Below are 20,614 nucleotides of genomic sequence, written 5' to 3'. Positions count from 1 at the left end.
TGTCCGCAGAGCGCCGTCATGGCGCCTTGCGGGCATAGCGATAAGGCGCTGCCGAGGGAGGTTTGCCCACTCCCAGAACCTGTTCGATCGTTGTGAGCCGGTGTCCGGACTGCGTCACCGTAACGCCAACAAATCGTTCGATCGCATGTGCCAGGGTTCCGTCAATCTGGCCATGCTCGCTCTCGAATTCGCTCGGATGCAGATGCGCGTCGAGCAATGGACGCAGCGCCTCGAGTCGGGCCCAGAACATGCTGCCCGACGCAAACTGGCTCTGTTCTGCAACTGCGGCGCTGCCAGTGCGAACGGCCAGGTAATCCAGGGTGTCGGCATTGGCCCCGACAAAGTCGGCGACCGGCAAGACATGTTCTGCCGGCGCGACCAGCCCGAGCGACGGATCGGTGGCAAACCCATCCACAATTGCGTCGACGTGGCGTTGCGCCAACAGCGCTGCAAGCATTTCACGTCGCCAGGCTTCGCCGTCGCTGCGATGAGTCGATTTTTTTGTATGAAGTTTGACTACCAGTTGTTCGCCTTCGTCGAGCAGTCGATTGGCGACATGCAGAAAAGGAAGAACGTCGCGGCCGCGGTTCTCGAATCCTTCCACCTCAGCGTGCAGCTCACGTTGCGCTACGCGCTGACGAACCTGCTTGACCAGCGTGGTTTCGGTGGTGATCACAAGTCGCAGCGGCATATCCACTTTAACGATCGCATCGAGCATCCCGTCCAAGACGTCCAGGTACCAAGCATGCAAGACGATGCAAAATTTGTGTTGGCCGGGCGTTGCAGTACCTTGGGTCGGAGTTAGCAAGGCTTGCCGTGTAGCCTCCAGCCAGGCATGCCCGAGACGGGTATCGGGTTCGAGCACCGCGCCTTCTGCCCACTCGTTCCAGGCATTGATAAAGACCATGCGATGCCCCGGTGGGGCGTCAGCGAGGCGGTGCTGCACGGTGTGAGATAACCAGTCGCGATATCGGCGAGGCGATGCGTGCAGAAAGACGCGTCCTTTTCCCGAGCGACGCGGCTCATTGTCCCAGCCCGGATTGACGCCGGGGTAGAGCGTGTAGTCGCGCAACGGGCGCTGTTCCATGTCACGCGCCAGCTCTCGCCAATCCAGTACTTCGCCGTTGAAGTCGAGATTTATCAGGCGCTGCTTGGCGGCGACCGACGGTGGGGTACTCATGTTCGGCGGAAGTTCGACGGCAGCATCAAAGCCGATATCGCGTGGATCGGGCCGTTCGAAGCCCTGCACGTAGGCAAGATGGATGTCGCCGATGCCGTTGTCACGACACCAGGCGCGCCAGCGCGCTGCCGTCTGCGCTGGCTCGGGTAGCAGATGAGGGCGGTAGACGAGCAAGAGGGGACGCCCATCCACACGCAGGTACTTCGGGTTGCGCATGTAGGACGCGACATGCGCGATGAAAGCAAGATCGTCATCGGCATCGTGCGCCTGATCGATCAGGATATCGTCGCCGCGCCCGTCCCAGCGACGTGCCCACTTCTCGTTGGCCCAGCAAAGGCAAAAAGGCAGCGTGATCGAGTTATCTTCGTGCCACTGGCGGATTGGCATTTCCAGCAAAGTCTTGCCGGCGAACCAGTAGAAATAGAAGCAAAACGCACCCAGGCCGTAGTCCTGCGCCAGCCGCGCTTGCTCACGCAGGGTCTGAGGATTTCGGAGGTCGTAAAAGCCCAGGTCGGCGGGCAGCCTGGGTTGCTGATGCCCCTCGAATTGCGGAAGAGCGCGGGTCACATTGCGCCATTCGGTGAATCCTTTGCCCCACCAGGCATCGTTTTCCGGGATGGGGTGAAACTGCGGCAAATAGAACGCAACCAGAGTGGCTGGAAGCGTCGCAGGCAAGGTGGCTGGGCGATACCGAACGTGGCCGATCGCAGCTTCATCGCCACGGCTGACGGCACGTCGCGAGGCATCGTAGCCTGCGCGTCCTCGCTCAGGCTCCGGTACCCACCCAGAATGTCTGTCCAGAAACCACATGCGCCAACGGTCGCGCGTTGCCTCGCTCAGCGGCAACGCACGAAACGCAGTGCGCAGCAGCACGAATAATTGTGCGCGCGCGCGTGAGCCCACGGAGCGACCAGATGCACTCACAGGTTCTGGTAGTTCGGCCCAGAACCACCCTCCGGTGTGACCCAGGTGATGATCTCGTAGGGGTCCTTGATGTCGCAGGTCTTGCAGTGCACGCAGTTGGCGGCGTTGATCTGCAGGCGCTTGCCGGAGGGGCTGTCGGTGTCTGCGACCATCTCGTAGACGTTGGCCGGGCAGAAGCGGGTGCAGGGGTTGTCGTATTCCTGCACGCAGCGCGTGGCGCAGATGTCGGTGTCGAGCACCTTCAGGTGCACGGGCTGGTCTTCGTCATGCTCGGTGGCAGCGAAATACACCGCCTGCAGGCGGTCGCGCGGTGCCAGCTCGCGCGTGCCGTAGTCGCGCTTGGGTTGTTCGTAGTCGCCGAGCTTGTGCAGCGCCGACCAGTCCGCCTTGTTCTTCAACGTCCACGGCGAGGCGCCCTTGAGCGCGGTTTCCCAGGCGGCATTGAGCAGGCCGAACCACAGGCCCTTCTTGAAGCCGGGCTTGATGTTGCGCACTTCTTTCAGCTCGGCCATCGCATCGGAGGCGCGCAGCTTGGCGTCGAAGCCTTGCGGTACCAGCTGTGAGTGCACCAGGTGTTCGGCCGCCAGCATGCCGCTGCGGATCGCCTGATGGGTGCCCTTGATCTTGGGCACGTTGAGCAGGCCGGCGGTGTCGCCGATCAGCAGGGCGCCGGGCATTTCCACTTTCGGCAACGACTGCCAGCCGCCGGTGACGATGGCACGCGCGCCGGCCGAAAGAATGCTGCCGCCCTCCAGCAGCGACTTGATCAGCGCGTGGTTTTTCCATTGCTGGAAGGCTTCCCACGGCTGGTACTTCGGGTCGCTGTAGTCCAGCCCGCTGACGTAGCCGAGCGCGACCTGGTTGTTGTCCAGGTGATACAGGAAGCTGCCGCCGTAGGTGCGATTGTCGGCGGGCCAGCCGATGGTGTGCACGATCTTGCCGGGCGTGACGCGGCCTTCGGGCACCTGCCACAACTCCTTGATGCCGATCGAATAGCCCTGCGGGTCGCTGTCTGCGGTAAGGTCGAAGCGCGCGAGCAGGCGCTTGGTCAGATGCCCGCGCGCGCCTTCGGCCAGCACGGTGACCTTGGCGCGGATATCGATACCGGCCGTATAGCCGGGCTTGTGCGAGCCATCCTTGGCCACACCCATGTCGCCGATGCGCACGCCAATCACCTGGCCGCTGTCGTCATGCAGCGTCTCGGCGGCGGCAAAGCCCGGGTAGATTTCCACGCCCAGCGCTTCGGCCTGCGGCGCCAGCCAGGCGCACATCGCACCCAGGCTGACGATGAAGTTGCCGTGGTTGCGCATGCCCGGCGGCACCACCGGGAACTTGCGCGCGCTGTCCTTGCCGAGGAACCAGAATTCGTCGTCGGTGGCGGCCACGCAGATCGGCGGCGGGTTGTCGCGCCAGCCGGGCAGCAACGCATCCAGCGGGCCAGGCTCGATCACCGCGCCGGACAGGATATGCGCGCCGATGGTGCTGGATTTTTCGATCACGCACACACTCAACTCGGGGTTGAGCTGCTTGAGCCGGATCGCGAACGACAGCCCGGCCGGACCGGCACCGACGGTGACGACGTCGTATTCCATGACGTCGCGCTCGACCGTCTCTGACGCTTGCGCGCCGATTCCCGCTTCCGACATTGCTCCGCTCCCGTTGGCTCGATGGCTGGGGCGTATTTTCCGGGATTGCATGTGATGGCGGCAAATCGCGTCGATTCATCCGCCGCTGCCGGTGCGCTCCGACGCGCGTATGCTAGCGTTTGCGCATGAAAATACGCGTTGCACTGCCGCAAGCTCAGATCCACTGGTGTCGCGGCTGGTTGCAGGCCGCGCATGCCGATGCACTGATGCAGGCGCTGCTGGACCAGGTGCAGTGGGAAGTCCATCGCATCCGAATGTTCGGGCGGGTGGTGGATTCGCCGCGTCTGAGCAGCTGGATCGGCGATGCCGATGCCAGCTATCGCTACTCTGGCACGCAGTTTGCGCCGCAGCCGTGGCTGGAGGTGCTGCAGCCTTTGCGTACGCGTCTGCAGGATGAAACCGGCTGCCCGTTCAACAGCGTGCTGGTCAACCGCTACCGCAGCGGAGCCGATGCCATGGGCTGGCACAGTGACGATGAGCCGGAGCTGGGCGCGCAGCCGGTGATCGCATCGCTGAGCCTGGGCGCGACGCGGCGGTTTGCGTTCAAGCATCGCGACGATGCAGCGTTGAAGCAGACGCTGGAGCTGGGCCACGGCGATCTGCTGCTGATGGGCGGCGATACCCAGCGTTACTACAAACACGCCTTGCCGCGCACCGTAAAGCCAGTCGGCGAGCGCATCAATCTGACCTTTCGTCAGATTGCGATGCGCGTGTCCCAGCGATAAGAGCGGCTAGCAAAACGTAGCGAGCGCTCGGCTGGCGGGGAGCGCAGCGGTTTTGTTAGTCGCATCTTGGTGGCTATAGTCAGAAGCTCATGTCAAACGCTGAGTGGGTCGAGGGCGCGGTGCCCTCGCCGCTTGCGGGACACGCCGTAAACCCGTCCCTGGGGCTCCTTGGCGGCATCCATGCCGCCAATGGTCCCGCAAGCGGCGAGGACACCGCACCAGACAGATTGCTGACTGCTTTACTGAAAACCCTGCGTGCCGACCATCTCGATAGGTCCTTGCCCGCTCACCGTCGTGGGACCTTACGCGGCATGGATGCCGCGCAAGAGCTTACATGGACGTACTTGCAGCGTGTCCCTCGATGATGGGCGGGCAAGGGCCCTGCAGTCAGGCAGCAGATCAGCCGCGTTGCGGCAGCCCCTGGCGGGCGCGGCCGGTGCTCGGAACCGGCATGTACCACCCATATGCTCCGGCTCCTGCGCGCCGTCCGTGTCCACCTGGCGGCCGCTGGCTACGTTTTCCTGGCTGCTCTGAGTCTGCCGTTCGCGCCTACAACGAGCGCGGCAGGTTCTGGCTGTCCTGCTGGCCGGTGACCAAGGTCCAGCCGACCAGCTCGGTGGTGACCTGGGTCATCGCCTGTTCGAATGCCGCTGCCACAGCAGTCGTGTCGGTGCCGCTGGATGGGCGTGCGACCAGGAAGGTGCGCGAGGCGGCCACGCGTTGATCTGCCGAATGCAGCAGCTTGGCATTGAGCTCGATCGTGGCCGAGGGCAGCGACTGGCCGGCGTAATCGGCTTCGAAGCGGCGCAGGTCGATCGCCAGCTTGTAGTCCGAGCGGATCCCGGCGCCGATGCGCGCAACCGCGGCGATCTTGCCGGAGTCTTCGAACGCGCGCACCACGCTGTCTTCCAGCATGTCGGTAGCCGGTTGCGCCCAGCCGGCGCCGTGGTAGACCTGCAACTCGCCCGGGGTCGGGCGCACGTTGATGCGCGGGCTGTCGACGATGCGGGCCGCGCTTGGCTTGGCGATCGCCAACTGCCAGGTCACCTGCGGCCAGGTGGGATTGGGCGTGACGCGCACGGTGGGGGCATAGATCGTGGCCGGCTTCTGGTCGCCACCGGTCAGGACCGAGCAACCGCCCAGCGCCAACAGCGAGACGCACAGCAGGGGACGCAACAGGCGCATGGCAGTCATTTCGGTTCGAACTCCTTGGGTGCGTCGCGACCGAGCAGGTAGCGCGCAGGGTTGTTGTCCAGTTTGTCGCTGACTCGGCGCAAGTCGCGGATCAGGCCGCGCAATTCGGTCAGTGTCGGTCCGAGCTGGCCCAGGCCGTCGTTGGCGAAGCTGTTGATGGCCGCACGGTTCTCGCCAAGGATGTTGTCGGCGTTGCCGGCGGCCGAATCCAGCTTGACCAGCGTTGCGTCCAGTTTGTTGAGGATGCCCGGCAGCTGCTGCACCAGGTTCTGGTCCAGCCGCTTGATGGTGCCATTGGTGGTGGTCAGGGTGGTATCCAGATTGCGCGCGGCATCGCGTGCGCTGACGATCAGCGCCTGCATGCCTTCGTCGCGGTCGGCGATGCCGCCGCTGATCTTTTCCAGGTTCTGCAGCGTGGCCGAAATGCTGGCCACGTTCTTGTCGGAGAGCATTTCGTCCATGCGCTCGACGATGCGGTTGGCGGTGTCGGTGATGTTCTGCAATGCAGAGGGCGTGGTCTGGATGATCGGCGCATCGCTCTTGTCGATGGTGGTCAGCGACGGCGCCTCGGGCGTGCCGCCCGAGAGCTGGATGATCGACGGGCCGGTCAGGCTGGTGATGGCCAGCTTGGCGCGGGTGTCGCTCTTGATCGGCGTGGTGGAGTTGACCCGCACATGCGCCACCACCTGGCGCGGGTCGTTCGGCGCCAGCGTCAGCTCGGTGATCGAGCCCACCGCGATGCCGTTGTATTGCACGGGGCTGCCGACCGACAGGCCGGTCACCGCCTCGCGGAACACCACCCGGTATTGCTGCCAGGTGCGGTCGGAGGAGTACTTGGCGGCCCATAGCCCGAACAGCAGCAAGGCCAGGCCTGCCACGATGGTGAAGGCGCCGATCAGGACGTAATTGGCTTTGGTTTCCATGCTCAGGCGGTCTCGGTGGAGTCGGTCTTGGCCGCGCGCGCGGCGCGGGCACGCGGACCGTGGAAATATTCCTGGATCCAGGGGTGGTCGATCTGCTCGACTTCGGCCAGCGGCGCGTTGGCGATCACCTTGCGATCGGCCAGCACCGCGATGCGGTCGCAGATGGCGTACAGCGTATCCAGGTCATGGGTGATCAGGAACACGGTCAGGCCCAGCGCCTGCTGCAGGGTGCGGATCAGGCGGTCGAAGGCGGCCGCGCCGATCGGGTCCAGCCCGGCGGTGGGCTCGTCCAGGAACAGCAGCGGCGGGTCCAGCGCCAGCGCCCGCGCCAGGCCGGCGCGCTTGCGCATGCCGCCGGACAATTGCGAGGGCAGCTTGTCCAGCGCATCGGCCGGCAGGCCGGCCAGCTTGATCTTCAGCAGCGCCAGCTCGAAATACCAGCGCTCCGGGAACTCACCGTGATGTTCCTTCAGCGGGACCTGCACGTTTTCGCCGACGGTCATCGACGAGAACAGCGCGCCGTCCTGGAACAGCACGCCGGTATTGCGGGTGATGTGCTGGCGGTCGGCGAAGCGGCCCGAGCGCGCATCCGCACCCAATACCTGGATGCTGCCGGCGTCCGGCTCGCGCAGGCCCAGGATGCTGCGCATCAGCACCGACTTGCCGGTGCCCGAGCCGCCGACCACGCCCAGGATCTCGCCGCGACGCACGTCCAGATCCAGCTCCTCGTGCACCACCTGGCTGCCGAAGCGATTGGTCAGCCCGCGCACGGAAATCGCCAGCTGGTCGTCGTCGGCCTCTGGGCCGGGATTGGGGAGTGGGGATTCGGGATTGGTCAAGGCACTTTTCTCCCGAATACCAGTGCAAGCGCCTCGCTTCTGCTCTGCACAAATCCCAAATCCCGAATGTCGAATCCCCGCCTCATCACCACCCCATCTTCATGAACCACAACGCCGCAATCGCATCGAGGATGATGACCAAGGAAATCGTCTGCACCACCGAGGAGGTGGTGCGCTCGCCCACCGACTGCGCGGTGCCGCTGACCTTCAAACCTTCCAGGCAGCCGATCAGGCCGATCACCAGCGCAAACAACGGTGCCTTCGACAAGCCGACCAAGAAATGCCGCAACTGGATGGTGTCGTGCATGCGCGCCAGATACATCTGCGGCGGGATATCCAGATCGAATGCGCCCACGGTGACGCCCCCGGCCAGGCCGGCGATCATCGCGATGAAAGTCAGCAGCGGCAGGGTGAAGATCAGCGCCAGCAGGCGCGGAATCACCAGCAGGTCGATCGGGTCCAGCCCGAGGGTGCGGATGGCATCGACCTCTTCGCGCGACTTCATCGCCCCGATCTGCGCGGTGAACGCGCTGGCAGTGCGCCCGGCCAGCACGATGGCGGTCAGCAGCACGGCGAACTCGCGCAGGAAGGCGATCGACACCAGCTCCACCACGTAGATCTCCGCGCCGAAGTCGCGCAGGATGGTTGAGCCCAAAAACGCGATCACCGCGCCGACCAGATACGACAGCAGCACCACCAGCGGCACCGCATCCAGGCCGACCTGCTCCATGTGGTGCACGGTGGAGGTCAGGCGGAAGCGGCGCGGCTCGTGGATCAGCCGCCCGATCTTGACCATGTTTTCGCCCAGAAAGCTGTTCAGTTCCAGGATGCCCTGGCCGACGCCATGGGTGGTGCGGCCCAGGCGGTCGAGCGCGGCGACGAAGCCGTAGTCGCGCTTCGGCTTGGGGCGCTCGTCGTTGAGTTCTTCGATGGTGCACACCAGCGCCTGGTGTTCATCGCGGAAATCGATGGCGTCTTCTTTCAGCCCCAGGCGGCCGGCAAAGCGCAGCAGCTGCAGCACGCCGGCCGAATCCAGTTGCCCGATGCCGCGCGCGTCGATGCGACGCACCCCGTCGGGCACGGCTTGCAGCAGTTCGGCCTGGGGCAGGGCGGTCGCCAGGACCCAACTGCCGGAGAGTCGGACCTGTGCCTGATCCTGCGAGTCTTGTTCGATGCGTGGAGGTTGCGGTTTGATCATGGGTGGCCTGTCCGTGGCGCCAGCATACCGCGCCGGTGTGAGCGAAAGATGGGGACGCGACCGAAGCGATGTCGGTGCGGCCGCCGACGGAGCCGCCGGCCACGCGCGCTGCGGCATACACTGGCGGCCTCGCCGCACGGCGTTTTCCCGATCCGACCCGCCACGCATGTCCGCTGCCACCGTTGTCTTACCGTCCGCCAGCGCCACCTACGCCCAGCGCGTCGCCTTCGTGTCGGAAATTGCCGGGCGCCTGCATTCCTATGGCACCACCGCGCAGCGCCTGGAGGCTGCGGTGGTGGGTCTGTCGCAGAAACTGGGCCTGGATTGCGAGCCGTGGTCCAATCCCACCGGCATCATCCTGAGCTTCAGCGACCCGACCAAGGCGATCGGGTCCAGCGACATCACCCGCGTGATCCGGCTGGCGCCGGGCGAGAACGATCTCTACAAGCTCAGCGTGGCCGACTACGTGGCCGACAGCGTGGCCAACGGCCGCATGAGCATTGCGCAGGGCCACACCGCGTTGCGCCGCCTGGATCGTGAGGTCGACCGGCGCGGCAAGACCTTGCAGGTGCTGGCCTTCGGCCTGGCCGCGGCCGGCGTGGCCGGGTTGTGGAAGTTGCCCTGGCTGGATATCGCCACCGCTGGCGCGATCGGCATGTCGATCGGCCTGCTGACCCAGTACACCGACAAACGCCCCGCCACCAAGGAGGCCGGCGAAGCGCTGGCCGGACTGCTGGCTGGCGTGGTCGCCGCACTGGTGGCCTCGCTGGTCGGGCCGCTGAATCTCAACACGGTGATCATCGCCTCGCTGGTGGTGCTGTTGCCGGGCATGTCGTTGACCAATGCGTTCAACGAGCTGGCCAGCCAGCACTGGGTGTCCGGCACGGCGCGGCTGGCCGGTGCGGTGACCACGGTGCTCAAGCTCACGGTGGGCGCGGTGATTGCGGTGACGCTGACCCAATTGATGGGTCTTCACCCCCAGGTGGCTGCCTTGCGTCCGCAAGCCGGCTGGGTGGAATGGGCCTCGTTGCTGGTGGCCGCTTATGCGTTTGCGGTGTTGTTCAAGGCCAATCGGCGCGATTATTTATGGATCATGGCCGCAGCGATGTCCGGTTATGTCATTGCGCGTTATGCCGGGCATGCCTGGGGCGGTCCGGCCGGAGTATTTGCCTCGGCCATGGCGTTGACTGCCGCCGGGAACCTGTTCGGGCGGGTGGTGCAAAAACCCGGTGCGCTGATTCGATTGCCGGGCATCATCATGCTGGTTCCCGGCAGCGTGAGCCTGCGGGGATTTTTGACCCTGGTGCAGCAACAGGATGTCAGCGTCGGACAAGCCGCATTGTTGGCGGTCACCAATATCGTGATGGCTTTGATGGCCGGTTTGCTGTTTGGGAACCTGCTGATTCCGGCGCGCAAGAATTTATGAGCTGCCAGAAAATCGTCCAATAAAACGCCGGCAATGCCGGCGTTTTTATTGGACTGGATCAAGCGGCCTTGGACTTCTTGGCAGCGCGCTTGGTGGCCGTCTTGCGTGGCGCGGCCTTTTTTGCCGATGCCTTCTTTGCAGCGCCGCCGACCTTGCTGATCAGGAAGTCTTCCACCTTCTTGCCAGCAGCGGTCAGTTCGGCCAGCCAGCGCGGCTGCTTGCCACGGCCGGTCCAGGTTTCCTGGGCATTGGACGGGTTGCGGTATTTCGGCGCAACCTTGCCCAGCTTGCGGCCGGCGCGCGGACCCGGCTTGCCGGCAGCGGCCGGACGACCCGGGCCGGCACTGGCGGCGGTACCAAACAATTCTTCGATGGAATAACCCTGGGCTTTAGCCGCGCGGGTCAGCTGCGTGCGAACCTTGGCGATCGGGGCGCGCTTGGCAACCACGGTCTGCTGCTTCTTTGCATTTTTGATCAGGGCGCCCAGCTGCTTGGCCGACAGGCCAGAAAGATCGATCGACATCACTACTCCGGAAGATTGAGAGAGAAAGAATGCCGGTCCTTGGCAGCGGCGCCATCATAATGTCAGAAAACCCGCATGACAAATGCGCCGAAATAAATCGGCGCCTTGTGTTCATCCAATTGGAGCGTGATTGCCCGGTTTGATCAGCACCCCAGGCGGGAGAATAATCCGGCCTTATCCAGATTTTCCGCCGATTCGGCGGTGCGGGCGCGATATTCAAATGTGCCGGCTGCCAATCCACGTTCCGAGACCACCACCCGATGCGGAATGCCCAATAGTTCCATATCGGCAAACATTGCGCCGGGACGCAGGCCGCGATCGTCCAATGCGGCGTCGAGACCGGCGGCGATCAATTCGTCCAGCAATGCCTGGGCGGCGGCCACCACCTGGGCATCCTGCTTGGGGTTGATCACACATACCACCACCTGCCACGGTGCCATCGGGGCAGGCCAGAGGATGCCGGCGTCATCATGGTTCTGTTCGATTGCCGCCGCCACGATGCGCGAAATACCGATGCCGTAACAGCCCATCTTCATCACCGCGACCTTGCCGCTTTCGTCGATGACGGTAGCCTGCAGCGCCTGTGCGTACTGGCTGCCGAGCTGGAACACGTGCCCCACTTCGATGCCGCGGGCCAGGCGCAGCTCGCCGCCATCGGCGGCGCGTTCGCCGTCGATGACGTTGCGCACATCGGCCACCGTGTCCGGCTCGGGCAGGTCACGGCCCCAGTTGACGCCGGCAAGGTGGGCGCCGGCCACGTTGGCGCCGACCACGAAATCGGCCATGGCCGCGACATCGCGATCGGCCACCACGCGCACCGGGCGGGCGGTGTTCACCGGCCCCAGGAAGCCCGGCTCGCAGCCGAGGTGGTCGCGGATTTCGGCCTCATTGGCCATGCGGTAACCGGCCAAGCCAGCGACCTTGCCGAGCTTGATCTCGTTGACGGCGTGATCGCCGCGCACCAGTACCAGCACGAAGCCGGCGGCGGTCATCACCGCCACCGACTTGACCGTGCGCTGCAGCGCGATGCCCAGCAGCTGGGCGACGTCTTCGCAGGTCTTCTGGGTGGGCGTGTCGACCTGGCGCATGGCCTCGGCCGCTTCCGGACGCGGACCCGGCAGCGCGGCGCTGGCGGTTTCCACGTTGGCGGCGTAATCGGAGGCCGTGGAGAACGCCAGCGAGTCTTCGCCGGAGTCGGCGATGACGTGGAATTCCTGCGACGCATCGCCACCGATGGCGCCAGAGTCGGCCTGCACCGCGCGGAACTCCAGACCCAGGCGGGTGAAGATGCGGGTGTAGGCCGCACGCATGTTGTCGTATTCGCGCGCCATGTCCGCATCGGTGAGATGGAAGGAGTAGGCGTCCTTCATCAGGAACTCGCGCGCGCGCATCACCCCGAAGCGCGGGCGGATCTCATCGCGGAACTTGGTCTGGATCTGGTAGAAGTTCAGCGGCAGCTGCTTGTAGCTGTTGATCTCCTGGCGCGCGAAGTCGGCCGCGGCCTCTTCGGCGGTGGGGCTGTAGCAGAACTCCTGCTGCTTGCGGTCGCTGATCTTGAGCAGCTGCCCGCCGAACTTTTCCCAACGCCCGGTGGCATCCCAGAGCTCGCGCGGCTGGATGGTGGGGAACAGCACTTCCACCGCCCCGGCGCGGTTCATCTCCTCGCGCACGATCGCCTCGACCTTGCGCAGCACGCGCAAGCCCAGCGGCGACCAGGTGTACAGCCCGGAGGCCAGCTTGCGGATCATGCCCGCGCGCAGCATCAGACGGTGGCTGACCAGCTCGGCGTCGGCCGGGGTTTCCTTGGTGGTGTGCAGGTGAAACTGGGAAAGACGCATCGGGCTTCGCTTGGGCGGAAAGCCCATAGTTTGCCAGTGTCGCGCCCTGCCGGTCATCGGCCAGTGGCTGCGTGGCGCTGCGCAGCGGCAGTGGCAGGCGTCCGGCTTGCCTGGTCAGGCGGCGGTGACGCCGGAGCGTCGGCCTGCCGTGTGAGCCCGGCCGCAGTGCCGGGGCTGTGGATGCGTCGCCTTCGATATGCGAAGCGCCAATGGTGCGGTGCGTTGTCTCACTCTCGAATATCCCGACAGCCGCGCACGCTGCGCTAGCTGGATTCAGTTCGCCGGGCCGCCGGTCGTTGCCGGCTTGCAATAGGCCTTGGCGGCGGCTTCGGCCAGGTTGCGCTGCGCGGCGCGGGCATCCGGGTCCAGCGGGGTGCCGGGCTTGCCGTCGCCGGCGCCCATGGTCACCTCGCCCTTGCCGCTGAGCAGTTCCAGGTTGCGACGTGCGGTGAGGCAGTCCGCCGATTCCGGGGTGGCAGCCTCTGGCGCGGCGATGGCCGCAGTGCCGCTGCGGGCGTCGATCCGACGCGATTCGTAGCGCTGGCCGGTCGGCGGCGGGGTTTCGGTGTAGTGGGTCACGCCCTTGGCGTCCTTCCATTTATACAGATCGGTGGCGCCTGCAGTGGCGCTGAGCAGCAGCAACAGGGCGCAAAGCCCGGACGACAGGTGCATGTGGCTTCCCCTGGATGATTCCCCCCGCGATTGCAGCATCCGCGGCCCGCGCTGGCAAGTGATCGCGCGGCGGCGGGGCGGGCGCGCTACCGCCGGACGGACCTCAGGCCCTACACTTGCCGGATGGATGAAATGAGACCGCCCCCGCGCTCGCGCACGATTTACCTGCTGCCGAACCTGTTCACCACCGCCGGGCTGTTTTCCGGTTTCTACGCCATCATCGCCGCCGCCAATGGTCAGTTCGTCCAGGCGGCGATGGCGGTGTTCGTGGCGGCGGTGATGGACGGGCTGGACGGCCGGGTCGCGCGCCTGACCAACACCAGCAGCGAATTCGGCGTGCAGTACGACTCGCTGGCCGATCTGGTCAGCTTCGGCATGGCCCCGGCGCTTGTGATGTACCACTGGTCGCTGTCGGCGCTGAAATACGACAGCAACGTGATGGGCCGGGTCGGCTGGTCGGCCGCCTTCTTGTATGCCGCTTGCGCGGCGCTGCGGCTGGCGCGCTTCAACACCCAGGTCGGCGTGGTCGACAAGCGCTGGTTCATCGGTCTGGCCAGTCCGGCCGCGGCCGGCTTGATGATGTCCTTCGTGTGGGCGTTCGCCGACGACAGCCTGGGCTTCGACGGCGAGCAGCTGCGCTACGTGGCGCTGGCGGTCACGGTGGTATCGGCGCTGTTGATGGTCAGCCGGATCCGCTTCTGGAGCTTCAAGGGCGGCGCGCGTGGCCCGCGTGCCGACCGTGTGCCGTTCCTGGCATTGGCGGTCGCCACGGTGGTGATCGCGTTGCTGGTGATCGACCTGGCGCGGTCGCTGCTGGTGATCGGGGTGCTGTACGCGTTGTCCGGCCCGGCGATGTGGCTGTGGCGGCGCTGGCGGCGCGTGCCCGAGCTGCCATGAGTCTGTACCCATGAGCGAGTCTGCGCACGAACCGGTGTGGTCGGACCTGCAGGTCTCGTGCCTGCAGGCGATGGGGCACACCGTGTATCTGGATCGCGACACCGCCGATGCGCCGCCGGCGCCGGTTGACCTCGTAGAGCACGCGCCGGCGCCTGCACCCATGCGTGAGCCGCGTCTCGCGCCGGCGGCTCCGGCGGCTGCACCGCCGGCACGTCGTACTGCGCCCGCCGCGCCGGCGCAGTCGCATGCGCCCGGCACAGGTTCGGCGGCTGCACCGCAACGACGCAGCCGCGTTGGTCTGCCCGACCGCTTGCAGATGGCGTTGCTGCGCGCGTCCGGTTGCGACCCGGGCGACCCGTCGACGCAAGCCTTGATGGCCTCCTGGCCACTGGCCGAGTTGCGTGGCAACCCGGCCGCCAAGCGCGCGCTGTGGCCGCAGCTGCGCGCGCTGCGTCGCCGGCAGGACCCGGCGTGAGCGCAATGAACGCCCCGCTGCCCACGGCGCTGCGTGCCATGCGCGAAAGCGATCTGGACGTGGTGATGGAGATCGAGCAACGTGCCTATCCGTTTCCGTGGACGCGCAGCATCTTTCGCGATTGCCTGCAGGCGGGCTACCCGGGTTGGGTGATGGAGCAGGGCGGCCAGGTCATCGGCTACGGCATCATCAGCGTTGCCGCCGACGAGGCGCATGTCCTCAACGTCTGCATCGCGCCGGAAGCGCAGTCGCAAGGACATGGCCGCGCATTGTTGCGTGCGCTGATCAAGGGTGCCTGCGACCGCGGCGCGCGGCGCGCATTTCTGGAGGTGCGTCCGTCCAATCCTTCGGCGATTGCGCTGTATCACTCCGAAGGCTTCAACGAGATCGGCCGTCGCCCGCGCTACTACCCTTCCCACACCGGACGCGAAGATGCGTTGGTGATGGCGATCGAGTTGTTCTTCGAAGGGTTTTCCTGAGCGACGCAGCAGCCCCGCCTACGCGGGTTGCCCATCATCGAATCGATTGCAGGCGCCGACCGCACGCATGACGTGTGCGCATACCGACGGCCGTGCGCAGGAAACGTGCGCGCCGGCCTGAGGGCGCTTTGGCTTGGGCCGCTGCAGTCAGTCGCGTACGGGTCCGGGGCGCGCATTGGGTGTTGCATGCGAAAGCGACGCCGGCTGGCATGTTCTGCCGAGTGCATGCAACGCGGCAGCGATGTTGGTCGGCGCGATGTGGTCGATCCCATTGTCTTGACGGCAGCTTGTAGCAGGCAGCGCGCGTGTGCCAGGCGCTTCATCCGGTCAGCAGCATCACAGCGGTTTTGCGTGTGCCGGTTGCTCGCATGGCGCGTCGCGGTTTCCATACTTGCCTCGACCAGAGGCAGTGCGTTCGCGTCGAACGCCTCAAGCGTGCGCGCAACGCGCACGCGCGTGTCATCGGCACGTTGCAACCGATGCTTTTGCCTGGAAAAAGCGCGCAGATGTGATCGCGGCAACACGCTGGCTCGGATGCATGTCCAGCTGCAATGCGACACGCATCATGCTGCGCTGCAGTGTCCTTGGCGCTGTCTCCGCATGTCTTGATTACAACGTTTTGTCTTCTCTGTGGTGTCTCGCAACCGTTTGCGTGACTGCGCGTGCACATCGATGCATTGCCTAGATACAAGCGATTGCGATGCTCCTAGTATCCGTGTCGCGGAACTGAACATTACAGAGATGAAAAGTACGTTCCGCAGTCGCTAGACGAGGGATGCGCCGCCACGCGGCGTATCGAACCCATTCGAGGGAGACATCAAGATGAAGCCGAAATTTTCGACGGCGGCCGCCGCGTCGCTGTTTGTCGGGTCGTTGCTGCTCACCGGCATTGCAAGCGCCGATCCAGCGCTGGAAGTGGCAACCACTGGGTGGGCGACACAGAACGGCGGCACCAAGGGCGGCTCCAAGGCCGCCGCTGCCAACATCTATACCGTCAAGAATGCCGCCGAGCTGAAGGCCGCGCTGAAGGCCAGCGTGGGCAGCAACGGGCGCATCATCAAGATCAGCGGAATCATTGATGTCAGCGAAGGCAAGCCGTACACCAAGACCTCGGACATGAAGACGCGTGCGCGTCTGGATATCCCGACCAAGACCACCTTGATCGGCATCACCAGCAACGCCGAGATCCGCGAAGGCTACATGTACGTCAAGGCCAACGACGTCATCATCCGCAACCTCACCATCGAAAATCCGTGGGACCCGGAGCCGGTCTGGGATCCGGATGACGGCAGCGCCGGCAACTGGAATTCCGAGTACGACGGCCTAACCGTGGAAGGCGCCACCAACGTCTGGGTGGACCACGTGACCTTTACCGATGGTCGCCGCACCGACGATCAGAACGGCACCGCCAATGGCCGACCCAAGCAGCATCACGATGGCGCGATGGACGTCAAGAAGGGCGCCAACTTCGTCACCATTTCCTACTCCGCGTTCAAGTCGCACGAGAAGAACGACCTGATCGGTTCCAGCGACAGCGCCTCCAGCACCGATAGCGGCAAGCTCAAGGTGACCATCCACAACACCTTGTTCGAGAACATCTCCGCACGTGCACCGCGTGTGCGTTTCGGCCAGGTGCATCTGTACAACAACTACCACGTGGGCAGTACCAGCAATAAGGTCTACCCGTTCTCGCACGCGCATGGCGTGGGCAAGGAATCGAAGATCTTTTCCGAGCGCAACGTGTTCGACATCAGCGGCGTGAGCAGCTGCGACAAGATCGCCGCCGACTACGGTGGCAGCGTGTATCGCGACCAGGGCTCGCTGCTCAATGGCAAGGCCTTGAGCTGCTCCTGGAACAGCAACATCGGTTGGACGCCGCCTTACACCTACAGCCTGCTGTCGGCCGACAAGGTGGCTGCGGACGTCAAGGCAAAAGCAGGCGCCGGCAAGCTGTAAGCGATCGCACTTGCTGAAAACGTTGCCACGCGCAGTGCACGACAACGTGCGCTGCGCGTGGCGCGTAGCCATTCCAGAAACGCAGGTGCAACATGTTGAAAATGTACTTTTAAATAATGTACAGAAGCATTAGCATCGGCCGGGTTCGCTAGGGGACTGGCCTGTTGGCCTGGGCGAACGCACGGGGAGCACGCCGCGCAGCGGCGTGTCACGCATCACTCAATCAAGAGACTTCATCACCATGTCGAACGCATCGACTGTTGTGGGACGTACCGTTGTGGGCGTTATGTTGAGCGCCGCGTTGTTGTCGACCACCGCCTATGCAGCAGACCCTGCGCTGGAAGTTGCCACCACCGGCTGGGCCACCCAGAACGGCGGCACAAAGGGCGGTTCCAAAGCCTCTGCAGCGGACATCTATACCGTCACCAATGCAGCGCAATTGAAGGCTGCGCTGAAGGCCGGCGCGGGCAGTAACGGGCGCATCATCAAGGTCAAGGGTGTCATCGACATCAGCGAAGGCAAGGCCTACACCAAGACCTCTGACATGAAGACGCGCGCGCGTCTGGATATCCCGACCAAGACCACGCTGATCGGCGTCGGCACCAATGCAGAAATCCGCGAAGGCTATTTCTACGTCAAGGCCAACGACGTCATCGTGCGCAACCTCACCATCGAAAATCCGTGGGATCCGGAACCGAAGTGGGATGCCGACGATGGCGACAAAGGCAACTGGAATTCCGAGTACGACGGCCTGACCGTGGAAGCTGCCACCAATGTCTGGGTGGACCACGTGACCTTTACCGATGGTCGTCGCACCGACGATCAGAACGGCACCGCCAATGGCCGACCCAAGCAGCACCACGATGGCGCGATGGACGTCAAGAAGGGCGCCAACTTCGTGACCATCTCGTACTCGGCATTCAAGTCGCACGAGAAGAACAGCCTGATCGGTTCCAGCGACAGCGCGTCCAGCACCGACAGCGGCAAGCTCAAGGTGACCATCCACAACACCTTGTTCGAAAACATTTCCGCACGTGCACCGCGGGTGCGTTTCGGCCAGGTGCATCTGTACAACAACTACCACGTGGGCAGCACCAGCAATAAGGTCTACCCGTTCTCGCACGCGCATGGCGTAGGCAAGGAATCGAAGATCTTCTCCGAGAACAATGCCTTCGATATCAGCGGCGTGAGCAGCTGCGACAAGATCGCTGCCGATTACAAGGGCAGCGTGTACCGCGACCAGGGCTCGCTGCTCAATGGCAAGGCCTTGAGCTGCTCCTGGAACAGCAACATCGGCTGGAAACCGCCTTATACCTACAACCTGCTGTCTGCCAACAAGGTGGCTGCAGACGTCAAGGCCAAGGCCGGCGCCGGCAAGCTGTAACGCGCGATGCAGCGCTGCGATGGTTGCAGCGCTGCAGGCCATCACACAACGCCCGCAGCGATGCGGGCGTTGTGCGTTTGCCCGGTTACCGTGGATGCCCGCTTGAGAACAGTCGACGAGGCCAGCACGCAACGCCAGTGCGCTTCAAACGATGCAATCGCCGCGTGTCCTGCAAGCGGCGCGGTATCGCACGTCGATGAAGCAAAGTTCGCGTCGAACAACGCACTGGCACAAACGCGACCGTTGGGCCGCGCGGCCATACCCGTCGGCGCAAGTACGCTCAGTCCTGCGCTGCGTTGCTCGCGCTCTGGCCAGGCGTGCACACCGGTTTCTGGCGCTTGTCCACCAGCTTGCCCATCAGCCGGTCGCTCAGCGGCAGCATGTCGCCGTTGAGGCGCCAGTCGTAGATCACGCTGAAAGCCAGCACACGCGCAACGTACTCGCGGGTTTCCTTGTAGCTGATGGTCTCGATCCAGAAGTCCGGATCGAAGCCCGGCCGTTGCGATTGCCAGCGGCCGGTCGGGCCGGGGCCGGCGTTGTAGGCGGCGATGGTGAGATAGGGCAGGCCGTAGGTATTGAGCAGCTGGCGCAGGTACGCGGTGCCGATGGCGATGTTGGTGTCCGGCTCGTACAGGCTGGCGGCACCTGCGTAGCCGGGCAGGGCGATGCCCTTGGCGACCGCCGCGCCGGTGCCGGGCAATACCTGCATCAAGCCCATGGCGTTGGCAGGCGACCGTGCACGCGGATTGAAGATGCTTTCGGCACGAATCTCTGCGGCAACCCATGCCGGGTCGATGGCGTTCTTGGCGGCTTCGCGGCGAATGCTGTCATCGTGATGCAACGGGAAACGCAACGAATACAGTCGTTGCTCGTCCGGCTGTTTGCCGAGCGCAAACACCGCGCGGTCGAACCAGCCGTTGTCGCTGGCCACTTCCACTGCCAGGCGGCGCTGGGTGTCGTCGAAGCGGCTGGCGGCATCGTTCCATTCGGCCACGGCCCAACCGGGGCGATCGATCTGGAACAACGCAATCGCACGGGTCAATGCCGGGTCGCGCGCCACTGCGGCCTTTGCCTGCGGGCTGTCCTTGGGCTCCCACGGGCATAGCCGATACGGCTGCTGCAGGCGGTCGGCGGCCAGGAAGCCGTGGAAGGTCGGCGACTGCGCAGCGGCGCGATACAGCGGCTGTGCGGCCGCCGCCGAACCGGTCTTCTCGGCGAGGCGCGCTTCGAAATACTGCCAACGCGAATCGGCGCGCTGGCTGGCAGGCATCCTGCGGATGGCGGCCAATGCCGCAGGCCAATCGCCGCGCGACATCGCCTCGCGCGCGCGCCATTCGTGCAGGCGCTCGTCGTAGGCTGTATCGGGCACCGCGTTGAGCCGGCGGGCCGAATCCGGCAGGTAGGACGCCACCGTCCACAACGCGATCTGATACAGCACCTGCCCGCGTTGCGCCTCGCTCAAGCCCAGCGCGCTGGCGAACTGCGGCAGCTGTTGCTCGGCGGCGTCCGGGTCGGTCTTGGCCAGCTTGGCCAGGCCATCGACGGCGATGCGGCGGCTGCGCTCGGTCTTGGGCCAACCCAATGCACGCGGGTGGACCTTGTCGAGAAAGGCGGCGTAATCGGTGGCCAGTGCCAGATCGGCCGCCGGCAAGCCGCGCGCCGCCGCACGCATCACTGCAGGCAGCTGCGCATCGGCAGCGGCTTCCACCCGCTCCCAGCGCAGTGCCGGGCTGAGTTCGCCGCGCGACTCCAGCCCCGCCACCACCGGCTCGCAGGCATCGGGCAGGGCCTTGCCGTTACGCCACAACGTCAACGCATCGCGGCTCCACTGTGCGTCCAGCCTGCCGGTAGCCTGGCGCGCGGTCAGCTGCGCGCAGCGCAGGCCCAGGTTGTCGGTGGCCTTCCAGTTGGCCAGCAAGGTGCTCCAGTCCTGGCGGCGCGCGACCGCCGGCAACCAGGCGCTGCGGAAGCTTTCGGCCACCGGCTGGCCGGCGTAACGCTGCAAGAATCCCTGCGCCTGCGCGTTGGAGACATTGTCGATGTTGCGCTTGAGCGTGGCGAATTCCAGCCAGCCGTACAGCGGATGGCGGCTCAATGCAGAGAGCTGGGCGGGATCGGACTGGCCGCGTTCTGCGGCAGCGATCGCATCGCGCATGGCAGTCAATTGCGGATCCAGGCTTTGCGCATGCAGCGCAGTGCTGCCAAGGCACAACAGGCCGACGAAAACAGTGGCAAGACGGGGAAAATAAGTCATCGCGCGACTATACCGAAGCACGCCTGAGCGCTTGAGTGAACACGTATCGCACCCGGCAGCGTGCGGCACATCGACGCCACC

At 64.9% G+C, this 20,614-nt stretch carries 17 protein-coding genes and 1 other RNA gene; 8 read left to right on the top strand and 10 right to left on the bottom strand.

Annotated elements, in window-relative coordinates:
* Nucleotides 1-16: 16 nt before the first annotated feature.
* Complete coding sequence (locus tag FHY18_RS15100) at nt 17-2,104, bottom strand: glycoside hydrolase family 99-like domain-containing protein (protein WP_259156506.1); 2,088 nt, start codon at nt 2,102-2,104, stop codon at nt 17-19.
* The gene (locus FHY18_RS15095) at nt 2,101-3,750 is read right to left on the bottom strand and encodes an electron transfer flavoprotein-ubiquinone oxidoreductase (RefSeq protein ID WP_259156505.1); all 1,650 of its coding nucleotides are present in this window, start codon (nt 3,748-3,750) and stop codon (nt 2,101-2,103) included. The genes FHY18_RS15100 and FHY18_RS15095 overlap by 4 nt, the downstream gene beginning before the upstream one ends.
* A 125-nt stretch (nt 3,751-3,875) precedes the next feature.
* Here FHY18_RS15095 and FHY18_RS15090 point away from each other — a divergent pair, with 125 nt between their 5' ends.
* Together FHY18_RS15090 and FHY18_RS15085 are read left to right on the top strand one after the other, a co-directional pair.
* Nucleotides 3,876-4,475 carry an alpha-ketoglutarate-dependent dioxygenase AlkB gene (locus tag FHY18_RS15090; RefSeq protein WP_259156504.1) on the top strand — a complete coding sequence of 200 codons (600 nt, stop codon included), beginning with the start codon at nt 3,876-3,878 and terminating at the stop codon, nt 4,473-4,475.
* Between the two features lie 451 nt (nt 4,476-4,926).
* A non-coding RNA gene (locus FHY18_RS15085) (sX9 sRNA) lies at nt 4,927-5,002 on the top strand.
* Nucleotides 5,003-5,024: 22 nt separating this feature from the next.
* On the opposite strand, the gene FHY18_RS15080 is transcribed toward FHY18_RS15085, so the two are convergent.
* The 4 genes from FHY18_RS15080 to FHY18_RS15065 form a co-directional block, all read right to left on the bottom strand.
* The gene (locus FHY18_RS15080) at nt 5,025-5,669 is read right to left on the bottom strand and encodes an ABC-type transport auxiliary lipoprotein family protein (RefSeq protein WP_259156501.1); all 645 of its coding nucleotides are present in this window, start codon (nt 5,667-5,669) and stop codon (nt 5,025-5,027) included.
* Nucleotides 5,666-6,592 (bottom strand): MlaD family protein, encoded by a 927-nt coding sequence (locus tag FHY18_RS15075; RefSeq protein WP_005991785.1) that lies wholly within the window; start codon nt 6,590-6,592, stop codon nt 5,666-5,668. Before FHY18_RS15075 ends, FHY18_RS15080 begins: the two co-directional genes overlap by 4 nt.
* A gap of 2 nt (nt 6,593-6,594) precedes the next feature.
* Entirely contained in the window at nt 6,595-7,431 is an 837-nt protein-coding gene (locus FHY18_RS15070) for an ABC transporter ATP-binding protein (protein ID WP_259156499.1), read from the bottom strand.
* Between the two features lie 85 nt (nt 7,432-7,516).
* The gene (locus FHY18_RS15065) at nt 7,517-8,746 is read right to left on the bottom strand and encodes an ABC transporter permease (RefSeq protein WP_259156496.1); all 1,230 of its coding nucleotides are present in this window, start codon (nt 8,744-8,746) and stop codon (nt 7,517-7,519) included.
* A gap of 49 nt (nt 8,747-8,795) precedes the next feature.
* Here FHY18_RS15065 and FHY18_RS15060 point away from each other — a divergent pair, with 49 nt between their 5' ends.
* Nucleotides 8,796-10,055, top strand: a complete 1,260-nt coding sequence (locus FHY18_RS15060) for a threonine/serine exporter family protein (RefSeq protein WP_259156494.1) — start codon at nt 8,796-8,798, stop codon at nt 10,053-10,055.
* 58 nt (nt 10,056-10,113) lie between these two features.
* Here the strand turns inward: FHY18_RS15060 and FHY18_RS15055 are convergent, their stop codons facing one another.
* The 3 genes from FHY18_RS15055 to FHY18_RS15045 all read right to left on the bottom strand — a co-directional run bounded on the left by FHY18_RS15055 (nt 10,114) and on the right by FHY18_RS15045 (nt 13,088).
* Nucleotides 10,114-10,578 carry an H-NS family nucleoid-associated regulatory protein gene (locus FHY18_RS15055; RefSeq protein ID WP_259156493.1) on the bottom strand — a complete coding sequence of 155 codons (465 nt, stop codon included), beginning with the start codon at nt 10,576-10,578 and terminating at the stop codon, nt 10,114-10,116.
* A gap of 143 nt (nt 10,579-10,721) precedes the next feature.
* Nucleotides 10,722-12,416 (bottom strand): proline--tRNA ligase, encoded by a 1,695-nt coding sequence (locus tag FHY18_RS15050; RefSeq protein WP_259156491.1) that lies wholly within the window; start codon nt 12,414-12,416, stop codon nt 10,722-10,724.
* Nucleotides 12,417-12,689: 273 nt separating this feature from the next.
* Entirely contained in the window at nt 12,690-13,088 is a 399-nt protein-coding gene (locus tag FHY18_RS15045) for a DUF4124 domain-containing protein (protein WP_259156490.1), read from the bottom strand.
* 123 nt (nt 13,089-13,211) lie between these two features.
* On the opposite strand from FHY18_RS15045, the gene pssA reads away from it, so the two are divergent.
* The 5 genes from pssA (at nt 13,212) to FHY18_RS15020 (ending at nt 18,279) form a co-directional block, all read left to right on the top strand.
* Nucleotides 13,212-13,985 carry a CDP-diacylglycerol--serine O-phosphatidyltransferase gene (gene pssA, locus FHY18_RS15040; RefSeq protein WP_259156489.1) on the top strand — a complete coding sequence of 258 codons (774 nt, stop codon included), beginning with the start codon at nt 13,212-13,214 and terminating at the stop codon, nt 13,983-13,985.
* A 10-nt stretch (nt 13,986-13,995) separates the two neighbouring features.
* On the top strand, nt 13,996-14,460 hold the full coding sequence (locus tag FHY18_RS15035; protein WP_259156487.1) for a DNA polymerase III subunit psi: 465 nt from the start codon (nt 13,996-13,998) through the stop codon (nt 14,458-14,460).
* Nucleotides 14,457-14,939 carry a ribosomal protein S18-alanine N-acetyltransferase gene (gene rimI / locus FHY18_RS15030; protein ID WP_259156485.1) on the top strand — a complete coding sequence of 161 codons (483 nt, stop codon included), beginning with the start codon at nt 14,457-14,459 and terminating at the stop codon, nt 14,937-14,939. The genes FHY18_RS15035 and rimI overlap by 4 nt, the downstream gene beginning before the upstream one ends.
* Nucleotides 14,940-15,761: 822 nt before the next feature.
* Nucleotides 15,762-16,895 carry a pectate lyase gene (locus FHY18_RS15025; RefSeq protein ID WP_259156483.1) on the top strand — a complete coding sequence of 378 codons (1,134 nt, stop codon included), beginning with the start codon at nt 15,762-15,764 and terminating at the stop codon, nt 16,893-16,895.
* A 286-nt stretch (nt 16,896-17,181) separates the two neighbouring features.
* On the top strand, nt 17,182-18,279 hold the full coding sequence (locus tag FHY18_RS15020; RefSeq protein ID WP_259156984.1) for a pectate lyase: 1,098 nt from the start codon (nt 17,182-17,184) through the stop codon (nt 18,277-18,279).
* A gap of 280 nt (nt 18,280-18,559) precedes the next feature.
* Here FHY18_RS15020 and FHY18_RS15015 read toward each other — a convergent pair whose 3' ends face one another.
* Entirely contained in the window at nt 18,560-20,533 is a 1,974-nt protein-coding gene (locus FHY18_RS15015; protein WP_259156482.1) for a transglycosylase SLT domain-containing protein, read from the bottom strand.
* Between the last annotated feature and the right edge of the window lie 81 nt (nt 20,534-20,614).

Origin of the sequence: Xanthomonas sp. 3793, from assembly GCF_024806835.1 — a bacterium.
Lineage (GTDB): Bacteria > Pseudomonadota > Gammaproteobacteria > Xanthomonadales > Xanthomonadaceae > Xanthomonas > Xanthomonas arboricola_F.
Note: the sequence above shows the minus strand (reverse complement) of the source record. Positions and strands in the feature narration are given on the sequence as shown.